General features: G+C 67.4%; 15 protein-coding genes. 10 read left to right on the plus strand and 5 right to left on the minus strand.

Features of this window, described 5'->3' with window-relative positions:
- Positions 1-10: 10 nt before the first annotated feature.
- Both ACUDP5_RS11355 and ACUDP5_RS11360 read left to right on the plus strand, forming a co-directional pair.
- A complete protein-coding gene (locus ACUDP5_RS11355) occupies positions 11-1,870 on the plus strand; it encodes a dipeptide ABC transporter ATP-binding protein (RefSeq protein WP_263912043.1) in 1,860 nt (619 codons plus the stop codon).
- A gap of 215 nt (positions 1,871-2,085) precedes the next feature.
- The gene (locus ACUDP5_RS11360) at positions 2,086-3,069 is read left to right on the plus strand and encodes a Bug family tripartite tricarboxylate transporter substrate binding protein (protein ID WP_445658800.1); all 984 of its coding nucleotides are present in this window, start codon (positions 2,086-2,088) and stop codon (positions 3,067-3,069) included.
- A 46-nt stretch (positions 3,070-3,115) separates the two neighbouring features.
- Here the strand turns inward: ACUDP5_RS11360 and ACUDP5_RS11365 are convergent, their stop codons facing one another.
- Complete coding sequence (locus ACUDP5_RS11365) at positions 3,116-3,766, minus strand: LysE family translocator (protein WP_445658801.1); 651 nt, start codon at positions 3,764-3,766, stop codon at positions 3,116-3,118.
- Positions 3,767-3,913: 147 nt separating this feature from the next.
- Between ACUDP5_RS11365 and ACUDP5_RS11370 the strand changes: the two genes are divergently transcribed.
- The 4 genes from ACUDP5_RS11370 (at position 3,914) to ACUDP5_RS11385 (ending at position 7,499) form a co-directional block, all read left to right on the plus strand.
- Positions 3,914-4,450, plus strand: a complete 537-nt coding sequence (locus tag ACUDP5_RS11370) for a YaeQ family protein (protein ID WP_263911963.1) — start codon at positions 3,914-3,916, stop codon at positions 4,448-4,450.
- A gap of 122 nt (positions 4,451-4,572) precedes the next feature.
- Positions 4,573-5,175, plus strand: coding sequence for a TetR/AcrR family transcriptional regulator (locus ACUDP5_RS11375; protein ID WP_263911964.1), 603 nt, complete (start codon positions 4,573-4,575; stop codon positions 5,173-5,175).
- A gap of 120 nt (positions 5,176-5,295) precedes the next feature.
- On the plus strand, positions 5,296-5,994 hold the full coding sequence (locus tag ACUDP5_RS11380; RefSeq protein ID WP_263911966.1) for an SDR family oxidoreductase: 699 nt from the start codon (positions 5,296-5,298) through the stop codon (positions 5,992-5,994).
- Between the two features lie 62 nt (positions 5,995-6,056).
- Positions 6,057-7,499: an MFS transporter gene (locus tag ACUDP5_RS11385; protein ID WP_445659157.1), complete on the plus strand. Its 1,443-nt coding sequence runs from the start codon at positions 6,057-6,059 to the stop codon at positions 7,497-7,499.
- A gap of 16 nt (positions 7,500-7,515) precedes the next feature.
- On the opposite strand, the gene ACUDP5_RS11390 is transcribed toward ACUDP5_RS11385, so the two are convergent.
- Complete coding sequence (locus ACUDP5_RS11390) at positions 7,516-8,136, minus strand: chorismate lyase (protein WP_263911970.1); 621 nt, start codon at positions 8,134-8,136, stop codon at positions 7,516-7,518.
- 126 nt (positions 8,137-8,262) lie between these two features.
- Between ACUDP5_RS11390 and ACUDP5_RS11395 the strand changes: the two genes are divergently transcribed.
- Positions 8,263-8,994 carry a pseudouridine synthase gene (locus ACUDP5_RS11395; protein ID WP_263911971.1) on the plus strand — a complete coding sequence of 244 codons (732 nt, stop codon included), beginning with the start codon at positions 8,263-8,265 and terminating at the stop codon, positions 8,992-8,994.
- Positions 8,995-9,083: 89 nt separating this feature from the next.
- On the opposite strand, the gene ACUDP5_RS11400 is transcribed toward ACUDP5_RS11395, so the two are convergent.
- On the minus strand, positions 9,084-9,989 hold the full coding sequence (locus ACUDP5_RS11400) for a LysR family transcriptional regulator (protein ID WP_263912045.1): 906 nt from the start codon (positions 9,987-9,989) through the stop codon (positions 9,084-9,086).
- A gap of 336 nt (positions 9,990-10,325) precedes the next feature.
- Here ACUDP5_RS11400 and ACUDP5_RS11405 point away from each other — a divergent pair, with 336 nt between their 5' ends.
- Genes ACUDP5_RS11405 through adeC form a run of 3 tightly spaced genes read left to right on the plus strand, consistent with a single transcriptional unit; the run spans position 10,326 to position 16,212 of the window.
- On the plus strand, positions 10,326-11,519 hold the full coding sequence (locus ACUDP5_RS11405) for an efflux RND transporter periplasmic adaptor subunit (RefSeq protein ID WP_445658802.1): 1,194 nt from the start codon (positions 10,326-10,328) through the stop codon (positions 11,517-11,519).
- Between the two features lie 14 nt (positions 11,520-11,533).
- Entirely contained in the window at positions 11,534-14,716 is a 3,183-nt protein-coding gene (locus tag ACUDP5_RS11410; RefSeq protein ID WP_263911973.1) for an efflux RND transporter permease subunit, read from the plus strand.
- The gene (gene adeC, locus ACUDP5_RS11415) at positions 14,713-16,212 is read left to right on the plus strand and encodes an AdeC/AdeK/OprM family multidrug efflux complex outer membrane factor (protein WP_263911975.1); all 1,500 of its coding nucleotides are present in this window, start codon (positions 14,713-14,715) and stop codon (positions 16,210-16,212) included. The genes ACUDP5_RS11410 and adeC overlap by 4 nt, the downstream gene beginning before the upstream one ends.
- Before the next feature lie 107 nt (positions 16,213-16,319).
- Here the strand turns inward: adeC and ACUDP5_RS11420 are convergent, their stop codons facing one another.
- Together ACUDP5_RS11420 and ACUDP5_RS11425 are read right to left on the minus strand one after the other, a co-directional pair.
- Entirely contained in the window at positions 16,320-16,571 is a 252-nt protein-coding gene (locus ACUDP5_RS11420; protein WP_263911977.1) for a GlsB/YeaQ/YmgE family stress response membrane protein, read from the minus strand.
- A 145-nt stretch (positions 16,572-16,716) separates the two neighbouring features.
- Entirely contained in the window at positions 16,717-17,331 is a 615-nt protein-coding gene (locus ACUDP5_RS11425; RefSeq protein WP_263911978.1) for an SCO family protein, read from the minus strand.
- Positions 17,332-17,421 lie beyond the last annotated feature (90 nt).

Below are 17,421 nucleotides of genomic sequence, written 5' to 3' on the forward strand. Positions count from 1 at the left end.
CATGGCAACAATGGATCCCAAACGCGTCGTCCAGGTCAATGATCTGACCGTACGTTTCAAGACCCCCGAACGCACCGTGGAAGCGGTGCGCAATGTGTCGTTCCACGTCGATCGCGGCGAAACGCTGGCGATCGTGGGCGAGTCCGGCTCGGGCAAGTCCGTCACCTCGCTGGCGCTGATGCGCCTGGTGGAATACGGCGGCGGCAAGATCGTCAACGGCGGCATGCTGCTGCGCCGTCGCAATGGCGAGGTGCTGGATCTCGTCAATGCGCCCGACACCACGCTGCAACGCGTGCGCGGCGCCGATGTGGCCATGATCTTCCAGGAGCCCATGACCTCGCTCAACCCCAGCTTCACGGCCGGCAACCAGATTGCCGAAGCCCTGCAGCTGCATCAGGGGCTGGACGCCGCGGCCGCGCGCGCCGAAACGCTGCGCATGCTTGAGCGCGTGCGCATCCCCGAGGCCCGCGCCATTCTCGACCGCTATCCGCACCAGCTGTCCGGCGGCATGCGCCAGCGCGTCATGATCGCCATGGCGCTGTCGTGCAAGCCCCAGCTGCTGATCGCCGACGAACCCACTACGGCCCTGGACGTCACCATCCAGGCCCAGATCCTGCAGCTGATCCGCCAGCTGCAGGAAGAAATGGACATGGGCGTCATCTTCATCACGCACGACATGGGCGTGGTGGCCGAAGTGGCCGACCGCGTGCTGGTCATGTACCGCGGCGACAAGGTCGAAGAGGGCGGTTCCGACGAAGTCTTCGCGCGGCCGCAGCATGCCTACACCCGCGCCTTGCTGTCGGCCGTGCCGCGCCTGGGCGCCATGCACGGCACCGACGAACCCGCGCCATTCCCCTTGCTGAAGGTCGAGGAAGCGGCCCACAAGCCCCTGCCGGACCAGGCCCCCGTGGCGGCTCCGTCCACCGTGCGCCGCGAAAACGGCCCGGTGCTGAAGGTGCGCGACCTGACCACCCATTTCGACATCACCGGCGGCATCCTGGGCCGGGTGCAGAAACGCGTGCATGCCGTCGAGAAGGTCAGCTTCGATCTGTACCCCGGCGAAACCTTGTCGCTGGTGGGCGAATCCGGCTGCGGCAAGACCACCACGGGCCGGTCGCTGCTGCAACTTGTCAAGAGCCAGGGCGGTTCGATCGAATTCGACGGCCAGAACATCGGCGCACTGCGCGGCAGCGCCATGCAGACGCTGCGCCGGCACATCCAGTTCATCTTCCAGGACCCGTTCGCCTCGCTCGATCCGCGCATGACGGTGGGCTATTCCATCATGGAACCGCTGCTCATCCACAACGTGGCGCGCGGCCGCGAGGCCCAGGAACGCGTGCGCTGGCTGATGGACAAGTGCGGCCTGGCGCCTGAAATGATCGACCGCTATCCGCACGAGTTCTCGGGCGGCCAGCGCCAGCGCATCTGCATCGCTCGGGCCCTGGCGCTGAATCCCAAGGTCGTGATCGCCGACGAATCCGTGTCGGCGCTGGACGTGTCGATCCAGGCGCAGATCGTCAACCTGCTGCTGGACCTGCAACGCGAACTGGGCGTGTCGTTCCTGTTCATCTCGCACGACATGGCCGTGGTCGAACGTGTCAGCCACCGCGTGGCGGTGATGTATCTGGGGCAGATCGTCGAAATCGGCCCGCGCCGCGCCATTTTCGAGAACCCGCAGCACCCCTACACCAGGAAGCTGATGGCGGCGGTACCCATTGCCGATCCGCAGCGGCGCCACCGCGAGCGTTCGCTGCTGGTCGACGAGATTCCCAGCCCGATGCGCAAGCTGGGCGACGATCCTCTGGTCGAGCCGCTGGTGCAGGTAGGCGACGGGCATTTCGTCGCGCGGCACGCCATCGGCGTCTATTGATGCGGTAGAGGCCGCCAGGCGCTGCCGGCCGTCACGACGGCAGTCGGCCGGGGCCAGAGAAGCGCGGCCGGACCTTGTCCGGCCGCGCTTCTTTTGGTCCGATTGTGAAACATTTATATCGGGGTAATCATTAATGGATCATATGTTTCATAAGCGCCTACGATGACTGCCTGAGCCGGGCCGTCTCCCGGCCAATGAAGATCCAGGGGAAAACCATGTTGCACCGAGTCTTGAAACGTGGCGTCGTGCTGCTGTCCGCAGGCGCGGCGTGCCTGCTGGCGCAGGCCAGCCACGCGCAGGAATATCCGTCTCGGCCGATCCGGCTGGTGGTGCCGTCGGCGGCGGGCGGCTCGCCGGACACGGTGATGCGCCTGGTGGCGCAGGAAGCCGGCAAGCGGCTGGGCCAGACGCTGGTGGTCGAGAACAAGCCGGGCTCGTCCGGCATCGCCGGCATGCTGGACGTGTATCGCGCCGCGCCCGACGGCTACACGCTGGGCTACGCCAACAACGTCACGCTGGCGATCAACCGCAGCACCTTCAGCCAGCTGCCCTACGATCCGCAGAAGCTCACGCCCGTGATCTTCGTGCTCAAGGTCGCCAACGTGCTGGCGGTGAATCCGGACGTGCCGGTCAAGACCTTGCCCGAGTTCGTCGAATACGTGCGCCAGCATCCCGACAAGGTCACCTTCGCGTCGCCCGGCCAGGGCACGTCGGGTCACCTGACCGGCGAAATGCTGGCGCAGGCGTCCAAGCTGCGGATGATCCACGTGCCGTACCGTGGCAGCCCCGCCGCCACCACCGATGTGATCGGCGGGCAGGTGGATGCCATCTTCGACAACACCATCAGCATCACGCCCTACATCCGCTCGGGCAAGCTGCGGGCGCTGGCCTCGACGGGGCTTGCGCGCTCGCCGCAGTTTCCCGATCTGCCTACCGTCGCCGAAGGCGTGCTGCCGGGCTTCGAAGGCGTGGCCTGGGGCGGCATCGTGGCGCCGCCGGGCACGCCGGCCGCCATCGTCGAGCGCCTGAACCGCTGCTTGAACGAGGTGCTGGCCGATCCGGCCGTGCGCGACCGGTTGGTGGCGCTGGGCAACGATGAAATCGTGGGCGGCGCGCCGCAGGCGCTGGCGGACTACGCCGAAAAGGAAACGGTGAAATGGGCCGCCGTGGTGCGGGCCGCCAAGCTGCCGGTGCAGTAGGCGTCGTGTGGCATGGAACCGGGCGGCGGCTGCCCGCCGCCCGGTTTCAGCGCTTTTCCAGCGCCAGCCGGATGCCGAAGGCGATGAACACCGCGCCGGTCATGCGATCCAGCCCGCGCATCACCGCGGGGCGCGACAGCCAGCGCGCCAGCGGCCGGGTCGCCGCCACCAGCAGCGCGAACCACACCACGCCCAGCAGGGCATGGATGCCGGCCAGCAGCAGGCTGAAGCGCAGCACGTCCGCGCCCGCCGGAATGAACTGCGGCAGGAAGGTAACGTAGAACACGCCCACTTTGGGATTGAGCGCGTTGGTCAGGCAGCCGCGCGCAAACCAGCCGGCGGCGCTGGCGCGGGTGGGCGCGACCGCTGCCGGCGCATCGCCGGCGCCCGTTGCCGCGGGGCGGCCGGGCAGGGTGCGCCACAGCAGCCTGGCGCCCAGATAGAACAGGTACACGGCCGCGCACAGGCGCAGCACATCGTAGGCCAGCGTCGATACCGCCAGCAGCGAACCCAGGCCCACGGCCGCGATGGCGCCCCACAGCAGGCAGCCCGCGCAGATGCCCAGGCCCGCCATGAAGGCGCGGCGTCCGCCTTCGACCGCGGCGGTGCGCAGCACCAGGGCGGTGTCCAGTCCGGGCGTGATGGTCAGGATGGCGGCGGCCAGGGTGAAGGCGAGCAGGGCGGCGGTGGCGGTCATGGCGGTCTGCCGTCAAGGGACGCCGGCGGCGAGCCGGCTACGGGGCATGCCGGACGCAAGCCGGCCGAGGCCGCCAGTGTAGCGCCGCGCGCCCAGGCGGTATCATGGCGGCCTTCAGCAATTTGCTTTCTCAACGGATTTTTCGCCATGGCCCTGCGCGCCACCATCTACAAGGCCGAGCTCAACGTCGCCGACACCGATCGGCACTACTATGGCAGCCACTCGCTGACCGTCGCCCGCCACCCCTCCGAAACCGACGAGCGCATGATGGTGCGCCTGGTCGCGTACGCGCTGCACGCGCAGGAAGAACTGGCCTTCACCAAGGGCCTGAGCGACACCGACGAGCCCGACCTGTGGGTCAAGGACCTGACCGGCGCGGTCAAGCTGTGGATCGAAGTGGGCCAGCCCGAAGAACGCCGCATCCTGCGCGCCTGTGGCCGCGCCGATGAAGTCATCGTGTATTGCTACGGCGGCTCGGCCAGCAAGATCTGGTGGGACGGGGTGCGCAACAAGCTTGAGCGCACCCGCAATCTCAAGGTGGTCAACCTGCCCTCGGACCAGACCCGCGCGCTGGCCAGGCTGGCCGAACGCACCATGCAGCTGAACGCCAACATTTCCGACGGCGTGGTGTATTTCTCGGCCGAGAAGGGCGAAGTCAGCATCGAACCCGAAGCCTGGCGCTGACGGGCCCCACGCCCGGGGGCGGTCTGCGCCTGACGCGAAAATACTGCGCCGCAACAAAAAGAACGTGCAAAGTTCCCCAAGCGGATTTATATTACGATCATCATATTTTAGGAATCCCGATCATGGCTGGCCCTTCCGTCTCTCGCAAAGCGCTTTCCCACGAGCGCATCGTGGAAGCGGCCGCGCGTGCGATCCGGCGTGAAGGGTATGCCGGCGTGGGCGTGGCCGACGTCATGAAAGAAGCCGGGCTGACCCACGGCGGCTTCTACGCCCATTTTCCGTCGCGCGATGCCATGCTGGCCGCCGCGATGGACCACGCCGGCCGCGACGGCGCCAGCCGCATGGCGCAGGGCATCGCGCGGCGCCAGGCCGAAGGTGCCAGTCCGCTGCGTGCCATGGTCGAAAGCTACCTGTCCGAGAAAATGCTGACCCACTGTGAAATCGGGTGTCCGATAGCGGCCCTGGCCTCGGAAATACCACGCCAGTCGCCGCAGGTGCGCGAGGTCTCCGCCAGCCGGGTGCAGGGGCTGGTCAGGGCCTTGCAGCAGACGCTGCCGGCCGATGCCGGCGAGCACGTGGCCAGGGCGGTCACCGCCAACCTGGTGGGCGCCCTGCAACTGGCCCGCGCCCTGGGCGACAACGCAGAGGGCAGGGCCATGCTGGCCGCCGCGCGCAAGTCCATCCTGGATCAATACGACACCGAAGGTGGGCACGCTTCCCATTGATGCCCCGGCCGCCGTCCGCGGCTTTTTTTAATCTCTTGAATATGATGATCATCATATTTATATAACCGGCCCCGCCATGCAAGGGCCACCGCTGTGAACCGGAACCCGAAGGAACCCATCATGCAACTGAAGAATGCCACCGTACTGATCACCGGCGCCAACCGCGGCATCGGCCTGGCCTTTGCCCGCGAGGCCCTGGCGCGCGGCGCCCGCAAGGTCTATGCCGGCGCCCGCGACCCCGCCAGCGTCTCGCTGCCCGGCGTCGAGGCGATCAAGCTGGACGTCACCCGCGACGACGATGTGGCCGCCGCAGCCGAGCGGGCGCGGGACGTGACGCTGGTCATCAACAACGCCGGCATTGCGGACTTTGGCGGCTTCCTGGCCAAGGACAGCATCGAATCCGCCCGCCGCCACCTGGAAACCAACCTGATCGGCTCGCTGCGCGTGGCGCAGGCCTTTGCCCCGGCGCTGGCCGCCAATGGCGGCGGCGCGCTGCTCAATGTGCTGTCCATCGCCAGCTGGATCAACCGGCCGAGCCTGGGTGTGTACGGCATGAGCAAGTCGGCCGCCTGGGCCTTGACCAACGGCCTGCGCCATGAACTGCGCGAGCAGGGCACCCAGGTGCTGGCGCTGCACATGGGCTTTGTGGATACCGACCTGACCCGCGACCTGGACGCGCCCAAGCTCAGCCCCGATGACGTGGTCAAGCAGGCGTTCGATGCGCTCGAGGCCGGGGCGAAAGAAGTGCTGGCCGACCCGCTGACCCGCCAGGTCAAGCAGGGCCTGTCCGCCGAACAGGCGTCCTACCTGCAAGCGTGATGGGCGCGGCCAGCCGGCCGCTTGCCTGCCTTCGACAGCCTCCCGTCGCCTGATTCCTTCCCATCGCCTTTCGAGCCCGACCATCATGTCCACCCCCGCAACTTCCACGGCGGCCCCCCCCCGCCGCCGCGTCGCACGCGGCCGCTTCGCCCTGGCCCATCTTCTGGATCGCCAGCGTCGCCGTCTTCCTCGTCTCGCTGGACGCGACCATGCTCTACGCCGCGTTCAGCGCCATGCGCGCGGGCTTTCCCGACGCGTCCGCTGCCGACATGTCGTGGGTGCTCAATGCCTACACCGTGATCTACGCCGCCATGCTGATCCCGTCGGGCGGCCTGGCCGATACGCATGGTCGCAAGCGCATGTTCATGGTCGGCGTGCTGCTGTTCCTGGCCGCTTCGGCGGCCTGTGGCCTGGCCGGCAGCGTCGGCTGGCTGATCGCCGCGCGTGCGGCGCAGGCAGTCGGCGCAGCGTTGCTGACGCCGGCGTCCCTGTCCATCGTGCTGGCTGCCTTTCCGGCGTCGCAGCGTTCGGTGGCGGTGAGCCTGTGGGGCGCCGTGGCCGCCTTGGCTGCCGCCGTGGGCCCCAGCCTGGGCGCCTTCGTGGTGGACGCGGCGGGCTGGCCCTGGGCGTTCTACATCAACCTGCCGTTGGGTGCGCTGTCGCTGTGGTTTGGCGCCAGCCGGCTGGTGGAATCGGTGCGGCCCGAAGCGCGTCGCCGCGTCGACGGCGTGGGCATGGCGCTGCTGGTGGTGGGCGTGGGCGCCGTGGCGCTGTCGATCGTGCAGTCCGAGTCGCCCACGTGGACGCGCGGCGAACTGTGGCTGGTGGCCGCCGTGGGGCTGGTGGCGCTGGCGGCCTTCGTGGGCTGGGCCCGCACCACGCCGCATCCGCTGGTGGACCTGGCGCTGTTCAAGCATCGCACCTATCGCTACGTGAACCTGGCCACGCTCAGCTTCGGCATTGCGTTCGCGATGATGTTCTTTGCCTTCTTCTTCTACATGACGGGCGTCTGGCACTACAGTCTGCCGCGCGCCGGCCTGGCGGTCACGCCGGGCCCGCTGCTGGTGATGCCCACCGCCATCATCACGGGCAAGCTGGCTGCGCGCCTGGGCCATCGACCGTTCCTGGTGGGCGGGGCGCTGGTGTACGCGGCCAGCGGGCTGTGGTTCCTGCTGGTGCCGGGCGCCGAGCCTGCCTACCTGACCGCGTGGCTGCCAGGACTGATGCTGAGCGGCCTGGGCGTGGGCATGGTGCTGCCGTCGCTGGCCGGCGCCGCGGTCAACCGCCTGCCGCCGCAGCACTACGCGGTGGGCAGCGCCGTCAACCAGGCCACGCGGCAGATCGGCGCCGTGCTGGGCGTGGCGCTGACGGTGCTGTTGTTGGGCAAGGGCACCCTGAGCCATGCGGACTTCGATCCGCTGTACCTCGGCCACGTGGGCCTGGCGCTGCTGACGGCGCTGCTGTGCCTGGCCGTGGATACCCGGCCGCGTCCCGCGCAGGCCTGAGCGGGTGCGGCAGGAATCAGCGCGGGGTGCGCTGGTGCGGCACCAGGGGCGGCGCCGGACGGCCCGCCACCTGTTCCCAGAAGCCGGGCAGGAAGCACTCGGCCACCAGCAGCGGCTGCCCCTGGCGCCAGAAGACCGACCGCCGGGCCCAGACGCGGTCCGCATCCTGCGGCCGTCCGCCTTGCGCCAGGGCGGTGGCGGCGGTGGCGTGGAACGGCACGGGCGAGGCCAGGCGCCGGCAGGCAAAGGGCGAGCGGATGACGGTGCTGTCGTGATACAGCATGTCTGCCAGCGGCCGCGTCAACAGGCGGCGCATGCCTTGCCAGGCGCCGTGCGAGGCGCGCAGCGGCGTCAGGCTGCGCGCCGGCACGCTGTCCACGCCATTGACCGACATCAGCACCTCGCGCACCCACACGGGCGCGCCGGGGGCGATGCGCATGGCGCGCGCTTCGTCGGCGGGGGCGCCGTCGGCGTATTCGGCCAGCACGCGCAGGCGCACCTGGCCCACCTGGCGCAGGCCGGCGGTCAGGGCGCCGGGACGGAACAGCCAATGGCGCTGGGCCAGGGTCAGCACGGGCGGGGCGCTGGCCAGCCAGCCCGTTGCCAGGGGAGGGTGATGTGCTACGGCTAGGTTCATCATGGCTGCGTATTATGCCAAGGGCCGCGGGCGGATTTGCGCCCATGCCCTGTGGCCGATTGCCGCAGGGGCGCCGGGCACGCTGCGGCGCCGGCCGCGCGCCGGGCTCCGCATACAATACCGCCCATGGAAAAAGTACGAATCTCCAAGCTCATGTCCGAGCGTGGACTCTGTTCGCGCCGCGAGGCCGACAGCTATATCGAACGCGGCTGGGTGCGGGTCGACGGCGTGGTGGTGTCCGAACTGGGCGCCAAGGCCTTTCCCGACCAGGTCATCACGCTGGAGCGCGCGGCGCAGGCGCGCCAGACCTCGCGCGTCACCATCCTCATCAACAAGCCGGTGGGCTATGTCTCGGGCCAGGCCGAAAAGGGCTATACGCCCGCCGTCGCCCTGATCGATGCGCGCTCGCGCTTCGAAGGCTGCCGCAGCCCGCAGCGCTTCGAACGGGGCCACCTGGACGGCCTGGCCGTGGCCGGGCGGCTGGACATCGATTCGCAGGGCCTGCTGGTGCTGACGCAGGACGGCCGCATCGCCAAGCACCTGATCGGCGAGGATTCCAGCGTCGACAAGGAATACCTGGTGCGTGTGCAGGGCGACCTGTCCGACAACGGCCTGGCGCTGCTCAACCATGGCCTGTCGCTGGACGGCCGCGCGCTCAAGCCCGCGCAAGTGCGCTGGCAGAACCACGACCAGCTGCGCTTCGTGCTGCGCGAAGGCAAGAAGCGCCAGATCCGCCGCATGTGCGAACTGGTGGGGCTGAAAGTGGTGGGGCTCAAGCGCGTGCGCATCGGCCGTGTCTCGCTGGGCGACCTGCCGCTGGGGCAGTGGCGCTACCTGCGCGACGACGAACGCTTCTAGGCGCGACGGGCGCCGGCCGCGCGCGGTGTGGCCCCGCGCGCGGCGTGGCCCAGTCTCAACAAATTTTTCAGTCTGTTTCCGAGCCGCCTTCATTTCATGAAGGGCGCGGTATCCTTCGCCTGCCCGTCGCCACCCAGGCGTTCCATCAGGAACTCGATGAAAATCCGGGTCTTGGCGGGCAGCAATCGTGTTTCCGTGACGGCATACACCGGAAATGGGCCCAGTTGCCAATCGGGCAGCACGCGCCGCAACTGGCCCGATTTCTGTTCGGCGGTCTGGCCGCCGACCAGCACGGTGATCCCCGCGCCCAGCATCGCCAGGCGCCGGGCCATCGCCACGCCATTCACGGAAAACCGGTTGCCCGGCGTGAACTGGATGTGCTGGTCGCCGCTGTTCAGCGGCCAGCGGGTCACCCGGCCGGCGCCTTCGGCGCGGAACTCGATGCATTCATGGCGGGTCAAGTCGCTGGGGTGCTGGGGTTCACCATGTTTCTCCAGGTATTCCCGCGAGGCGTACAGATGGGCCGGCAGCATGCCCAGCAGCCTCGCAATCTGCGTCGAGTCGGGCAGTTCGCCGATTTCGATGGAAATATCGCAGGTCTGGAACACGCGCTGCGCGTGATCGGGATTGGCAAGGTCCAGGAAAAAGGTGACGTCGGGGTAGCGGCGCGAGAATTCCATGAACGATTCAGCCAGGAAGTCCGTGCCGAAGTCCGCCGGCATGTTCACCCGCAGCGGCCCCGACGGCGTGTCGACCAGCTTCTGCAGCTCTTCATGGGCGATCTGGGCCTCGGCCACGATGCGCTGGCAGCGTTCGAAGTACAGCCGGCCGGCGTCGGTCAGCTCGACCTTGCGGGTGGTGCGGCTGAGCAGGCGCAGGCCGACCGAACGTTCAAGTTCGGCCACCTGGCGAGACAACGTGGATTTCGGGACACCCAGGGCGGCCGCCGCGCGGCTAAAACTACGCGTCTTGGCGACTTCCACGAAGAGTTCCATGCCTTGTAAGCGTTTCATGAACGGGATTCTGGCATACGATGGGCCGAAAGATTGTCCCATATCTGGAATGATGTTTTCTTCTTATGCCTCTTTGTTTCTGGGGCGGGATAACGCAAAATGCAATTTCTGCAATGCAGCATTGCGTCCAAGCCCTGCCTGATGCCTGAGGCAACACCACCCCAGTCGATCCTCGCGATTCCGGCCGCCCAGCGGACCGGAACGTGCCGCCGATGCCGCCGCGACTCCCGCGGCGACCGGGGCCACCCTGGGGGCGAGCCACCTCTGGCGGGCGGGCGCGAGGGCTACCTTTTTAGTTGGAAATCGGGAATGCAATCTATGAACAAGAAAAGCGCTATGTGGCGCAGCGCGGCCGTGGTCACGCTGACGGCATCGGCTCTGACGTTGGCCGCTTGCGGCAAGAAGCAGGACGCGCCCCAGGCGGGCAAGCCGCAGGTGACGGTGGTGACGCTGACCACCAAGCCGGTTTCCCTGACCACCGAACTGCCCGGCCGCACCTCGCCTTTCCGCGTGGCTGAAGTCCGCCCCCAGGTCAACGGCATCGTGCAAAAGCGCCTGTTCACCGAAGGCGGCGAGGTCAAGGCCGGCCAGCAGCTCTACCAGATCGACCCCGCGCTCTACCAGGCCAGCTTCGACAGCCAGAAGGCCGCCCTGGCGCGCGCCCAGGCGCAGCAAAAGACCGCCGCGCTGCTGGCCGAGCGCTACAAGCCGCTGGTCGCCACCCGCGCCGTCAGCCAACAGACCTACGACAACGCCGTCGCCTCGCGCGACCAGGCCGTTGCCGACGTGCTGTCGGCCAAGGCCGCGCTGGACACCGCGCGCATCAACCTGGTCTACACGAAGGTGCTGTCGCCCATCGACGGCATCATCGGCCGCTCGGCCGTCACCGAAGGCGCGCTGGTCACGGCCAACCAGGCCACGGCCCTGGCCGCGGTGCAGCAGATCGACCCGATGTACGTCGACGTCACCCAATCCAGCGTCCAGCTGCTGCGCCTGCAGAACGCGCTGGCCAGCGGCCAGCTGAAAAAGGCCGAAGGCGAGCAGGCTGCCCTGGTGACGCTGACGCTGGAAGACGGCACGCAATACAACCAGCAGGGCAAGCTGCAGTTCTCGGAAGTGACGGTGGACCAGGGCACGGGCTCGGTCGCGCTGCGCGCCGTGTTCCCCAACCCCGACCGCCGGCTGCTGCCGGGCATGTTCGTGCGTGCCCGCCTGGTCGATGGCGTGGCGGCCGATGGCCTGCTGGTGCCGCAACGCGGCGTGACGCGCAACCAGCGCGGCCTGCCGACGGCCCTGGTGGTCAATGCCGAGAACAAAGTCGAACTGCGTGAACTCAAGACCGATCGCGCCATTGGCGACCAGTGGCTGGTCACCGACGGCCTGAAGGCCGGCGACAAGGTCATCGTGGAAGGCGTTCAGATGGTGCGTCCGGGTGTCGAGGTGGTTGCCACCGAAGCCGGCGCCAAGTCACCGCAGCAGCCGCAAGCCGGCGCCGCGGCGGCCAAGCAGTAGTCAGGGAGCCTTGCATGGCAAAGTTTTTTATCGAAAGACCGGTTTTCGCATGGGTGATCGCGATCGTGCTGATGATGGCCGGCGCGTTGTCCATCCTGAAACTGCCGGTTTCGCAGTATCCGAATATCGCGCCGCCGGCCATCGGCATCGCGGTGACCTACCCGGGCGCGTCCGCGCAGACCGTGCAGGACACCGTGGTGCAGGTGATCGAGCAGCAGATGAACGGCCTTGACGGCCTGGAGTACATTTCCTCGGAAAGCAACTCCGACGGCAGCATGTCCATCACGCTGACGTTCCGCCAGGGCACCAACCCCGACACTGCCCAGGTGCAGGTGCAGAACAAGCTGTCGCTGGCGCAACCGCTCCTGCCGCAGGAAGTGCAGCAGCAGGGCATCCGCGTCACCAAGGCCACCAAGAACTTCCTGATCGTGGCGGGCTTCGTGTCCACCGATGGCTCGATGACCAAGGACGACCTGGCCGACTACGTCGCCTCGTACGTCCAGGACCCCATCAGCCGTACCGAGGGCGTGGGCGACTTCCAGCTGTTCGGCTCGCAGTACGCCATGCGCATCTGGCTGGATCCGGCCAAGCTGGTGAACTACGGCCTGACCACGGTCGACGTGGTCAGCGCCATCAAAGAGCAGAACGTCCAGGTGTCGTCCGGCCAGCTCGGCGGCCTGCCCGCCGTGCGCGGCCAGCAGCTGAACGCCACCATCATCGGCCCCTCGCGCCTGGAAAAGCCGGAAGACTTCGGCCGCATCCTGCTCAAGGTCAACCCTGACGGTTCCCAGGTGCGCCTGGCCAACGTCGCCCGCATCGAACTGGGCGGCCAGACCTACGCCATCGACAGCTACTACAACGGCAAGCCCGCCTCGGGCCTGGCGATCAAGCTGGCCCCGGGCGCCAACGCGCTGGATACGGCCCAGGCGGTGCGCGACACCATCAACAACCTGAAGCCTTACTTCCCGCCGGGCATGGACGTCGTCTATCCGTACGACACGACGCCGTTCGTCAGCCTGTCCATCGAAGAAGTGTTCAAGACGCTGATCGAAGCCATCATCCTGGTCTTCCTGGTGATGTACCTGTTCCTGCAGAACTTCCGCGCCACGTTGATCCCGACGCTGGCGGTGCCGGTGGTGCTGCTCGGTACGTTCGGCGTGCTGGCCGCGTTCGGCTATTCCATCAATACCCTGACGATGTTCGGCATGGTGCTGGCCATCGGCCTGCTGGTGGACGATGCCATCGTGGTGGTGGAAAACGTGGAACGGGTGATGGCCGAAGAGGGCCTGACGCCCAAGCAGGCCACGCGTAAATCCATGAGCCAGATCACCGGCGCGCTGGTCGGCATCGCCATGGTGCTGGCCGCCGTGTTCATCCCGATGGCGTTCTTTGGCGGCTCCACGGGCGTGATCTACCGCCAGTTCTCCATCACCATCGTGTCCTCGATGGTGCTGTCGGTGATCGTGGCCATCGTCTTCACGCCGGCCTTGTGCGCCACGCTGCTCAAGCCCATTCCCAAGGGCCACCACGGCACCAAGCGCGGCTTCTTCGGCTGGTTCAACCGCACGTTCGAGCGCAGCAGCAACGGCTACGCCAACACCGTGGCGCGCGGCCTGGGCCGTACCAAGCGCCTGATGGTGGTGTACCTGGCCATCGTCATCGCGATGGGCTGGATGTTCACCCGCATCCCGACCGCGTTCCTGCCGGGCGAAGACCAGGGCATTCTGTTCGCCCAGATCCAGACCCCCGCCGGCGCCACCGCCGAGCGCACCAAGGCCGTCATCGACGAAGCCACCAACTACCTCCTGACCGAGGAAAAAGACGCCGTCACGTCCGTGTTCGCCGTCAACGGCTTTAACTTCGGCGGCCGCGGCCAGAACGCCTCGATCCTGTTCATCAAGCTGCGCGACTGGGAAGATCGCGGCGACGCCAAGTTGAAGGCGGCCGCCGTGGCGGCGCGCGCCAACGCCCACTTCAGGAAGACCCAGCGCGACGCCCAGCTGTTCGTGGTGCCGCCGCCCTCGGTGATGGAACTGGGCAACGTCGACGGTTTCGACTTCCAGCTGATGGACCGCGCCGGCGTGGGCCATGAAAAACTGCTGGCCGCGCGCAACCAGCTGCTGGGCGAAGCGGCGCAAAGCAAGATCCTGCAGGGCGTGCGCCCCAACGGCATCGAAGACGCGCCGCAGTACCAGCTGGACATCGACCGTGAAAAGGCCCGGGCGCTGGGCGTGTCCGTGTCGGACATCAACAGCACGCTGTCCACCGCGTGGGGCTCGTCGTACGTCAACGACTTCATCGATCGCGGCCGGGTCAAGAAGGTGTTTGCACAGGGCGAAGCGTCCTCGCGCATGCTGCCCGACGACCTGGAAAAATGGTACGTGCGCAACAACAATGGCGACATGGTGCCGTTCTCGGCGTTCGCCAAGGCCACCTGGAGTTTCGGCCCGCAAAAGCTGAACCGCTACAACGGCGTGCCGTCGTACAACATCCAGGGCCAGGCGGCGCCGGGCTACAGCTCGGGCGCGGCCATGAACGAAATGGAACGCATCGCCAGCAAGCTGCCGGTGGGCGTCGGTTTCGAATGGACCGGCATGTCGTACGAAGAACGGCTGTCGGGCGCCCAGGCTCCCGCGCTGTACGCGATTTCGCTGATCGTGGTGTTCCTGTGCCTGGCGGCACTGTATGAAAGCTGGAGCATCCCGACCGCGGTGATGCTGGTGGTGCCACTTGGGATCATCGGCGCACTGGCGGCGACGATGCTGCGCGGCCTGTCCAACGACGTGTACTTCCAGGTGGGCCTGTTGACGACAATCGGGCTGGCGGCCAAAAACGCCATCCTGATCGTGGAGTTCGCCAAAGAGCACTACGAGGCCGGCGCCAGCCTGACCGAATCGGCCATCCACGCGGCTCGCCAGCGTCTGCGCCCCATCCTGATGACGTCGCTGGCGTTCATCCTGGGCGTGGTGCCGCTCGCGATCTCGTCGGGCGCCGGTTCGGGCAGCCAGAACGCCATCGGTACCGGCGTGATCGGCGGCATGCTGACCGCGACCTTCCTGGCCATCTTCTTCGTCCCCGCGTTCTTCGTGATCATGCTGCGCCTGTTCAAGGTGGAACGCATGAGCGCGCGGCGCGACAAGCACGACCCCAGCGCCAACGATGCGCAGGACGTGTCCGTCGAAGGAAAACCGCAATGAAGCTTCAGATGAGAACCTTGCTGTCTGTTTCCCTGGCGGCGGCCCTGGCGGGCTGCTCGCTGGCCCCGACCTATGAACGGCCCGATGCGCCGGTGTCCTCGTCGTATCCGACGGGTCCGTCCTACAAGGCGGACGCCGTGGGCGCCGGCGTGGCCACGGCCGACATCGGCTGGCGCGACTTCTTCACCGATCCGCTGCTGCAGCAATTGATCGAGCAATCGCTGGCCAACAACCGCGACCTGCGCGTGGCGGCCTTGAACGTCGAGGCGGCCCGGGCGCAATACCGCATCCAGCGCGCCGACCTGATGCCCAGCGTGGGCATCGCCGGCAAGGAAACCGCGCAGCGCACGCCGGCCGACCTGTCGCCCAGCGGCCAGGCTTCCACCAGCCACAATTACCAGGTCGGCGCCGCGCTGTCGTCCTGGGAACTGGACCTGTTCGGCCGCATCCGCAGCCTGAGCGACAAGGCGCTGGAATCGTATCTGGCGCTGGACGAAACCCGTACGGCGACCCAGCTGACCCTGATCGCCGAAGTGGCCAACGCCTACCTCACGCTGCGCGCCGACCAGGAACTGCTGAACCTGACCCGCGACACCTTCAAGAGCCAGGACGATTCGTACAAGCTCACCAAGCAGAGCTTTGACCAGGGCCTGTCCACGGCGCTGGACCTGAGCCAGGCCGAAGTGTCGCTGCGCACCGCCCAGAGCAACCTGTCGCAGTACACGCGCCAGGCCGCGCAGGACCGCAATGCACTGGTGCTGCTGGTGGGCCAGCCGCTGTCGCCCGAGATGTCGGCGGCGCTGGACAGTGCCGTCAAGCTGGACGATGGCATGCTGCCCACTGCCTTGCCGGCCGGCCTGCCGTCCGAGCTGCTGGCGCGCCGCCCGGACATCCGTGCGGCCGAGCACCAGTTGAAGGGCGCCAACGCCAACATCGGCGCGGCACGCGCGGCGTTCTTCCCGACCATCAGCCTGACCGGCAACGCCGGCACGGCCAGCGCCAGCCTGGGCGGCCTGTTCGACGGCGGTTCCGGCGCCTGGAGCTTCGTGCCCCAGATCACCGTGCCGATCTTCGCCGGCGGCTCGTTGCTGGCGGGCCTGGACCTGGCCAAGGTGCAGAAGAACATCCAGGTCGCGCAGTACGAGAAGACCATCCAGACGGGCTTTCGCGAGGTCGCCGACGCCTTGGCGGGCCGCGGCACGCTGGACGAGCAGATCCAGGCGCAGCAACTGCTGGTGGCGGCCAACCAGCGCGCCTACGATCTGTCGGACCAGCGCTTTCGCCAGGGCATCGACGACTACCTGACGGTGCTGGACTCGCAGCGTTCGCTGTACAACGCCCAGCAGACGCTGGTGAACACGCGCCTGACGCGCCTGTCGAACCTGGTCACCCTGTACAAGGTGCTGGGCGGCGGCTGGACCGAGCGTACCGTCACGGCCGCGCAACCGGCGGACGGCGCCGCGGTGCCGGCGGCAACGCAAGGCCAGCCGGGCTGAGCTGGCTTCGAGCGGAATGCGTCGCCCTGCGGCAAGGGGCGACGCGAAAAAAAAGCGGGCCGATCGAAAGATCGGCCCGCTTTGTTTCTGGCGTGCGCGACGGAGCGTCAGCCGCGTTTTCTGGCGACCAGGCCCACAACGAACAGGACGATGATCGCGCCGACGACGGAACCGATCCAGCCTGCCGGTTCGCCGGGGGCATACCACCCCAGGTTCTGGCCCAGGAAACCGGCCACGACGGCGCCGATGATGCCCAGGATGGTGGTCATGATGATCCCCATGTTCTGGTCTCCGGGCATGATCGCGCGGGCGATCAGACCCACGATGAACCCGACGATGATCATGATGATGATGCTCATGCGCGTACTCCTTGCGAGGGTAAAGGGGCAATGCGTCCTGATATTACTCATGCGTGCCGCGCAGGGGCTGTAACAACTGGTATGTGGGGCGGGGGCGCAACATGCTGCGCCGCATCGCGCCGGTGTCGTGCGGGTGAAGCAATCGTCAGGACGTCAGGTCGATCAGCTGGCGTACGTCGTGGGTCAGCGTCTCGATGCTGTCGGTATCCGAGGCCAGTAGGCGCGCGCGGCCATCTTTGTCGAATATATACACGCCGCGGCTGTGCGTGACTTCGTACTGGTCGGCGGCATCGCCCGGCCGGGGCTTTTCGATCTGGTAGGCCACGCGATAGCGGCGCGCCAGGTCGGCCACCTGCTTTTCGTTGCCCGTCACGCCGATGGCGTTGTTGTTGAAGGCATTGACGTAGGCCTGCAGGATGTCCGGCGTGTCGCGGTGGGGGTCGACGCTGACGAACAGGATGCGCACGTCGCGGGCCTTGTCGCCCAGGTTCTGCAATACCGCCGTCAATTGCGCCATGGTGGTCGGGCAGATGTCAGGGCAACTGGCATAGCCGAAGAACAGCAGCACCGTCTTGCCTTTCAGGTCGTCGCTGCTGACCGTCTTGCCGCCGGCGCCCGGCAGCGAGAACTGCAGGTCGGGCAGGTGGCCGCGCACGTTGTACAGCTTCCAGTCGACGTTGCGGTCGCCGCACGCGGCAAGCAGTACGCACAGGGCCAGCAGCAGGCCGCGCCAGGCGCGGCCGGTGATCAGGTGTCGCATGAGTTCCATCGCCGGTTGGGGATAAACCCGTCGATTCTACCTGCTTGGGTGGGGGCGCCCGGTGGGGCGGCAGACGCGGACTTGTCCTGG

Source organism: Achromobacter sp. NCFB-sbj8-Ac1-l, assembly GCF_052695805.1.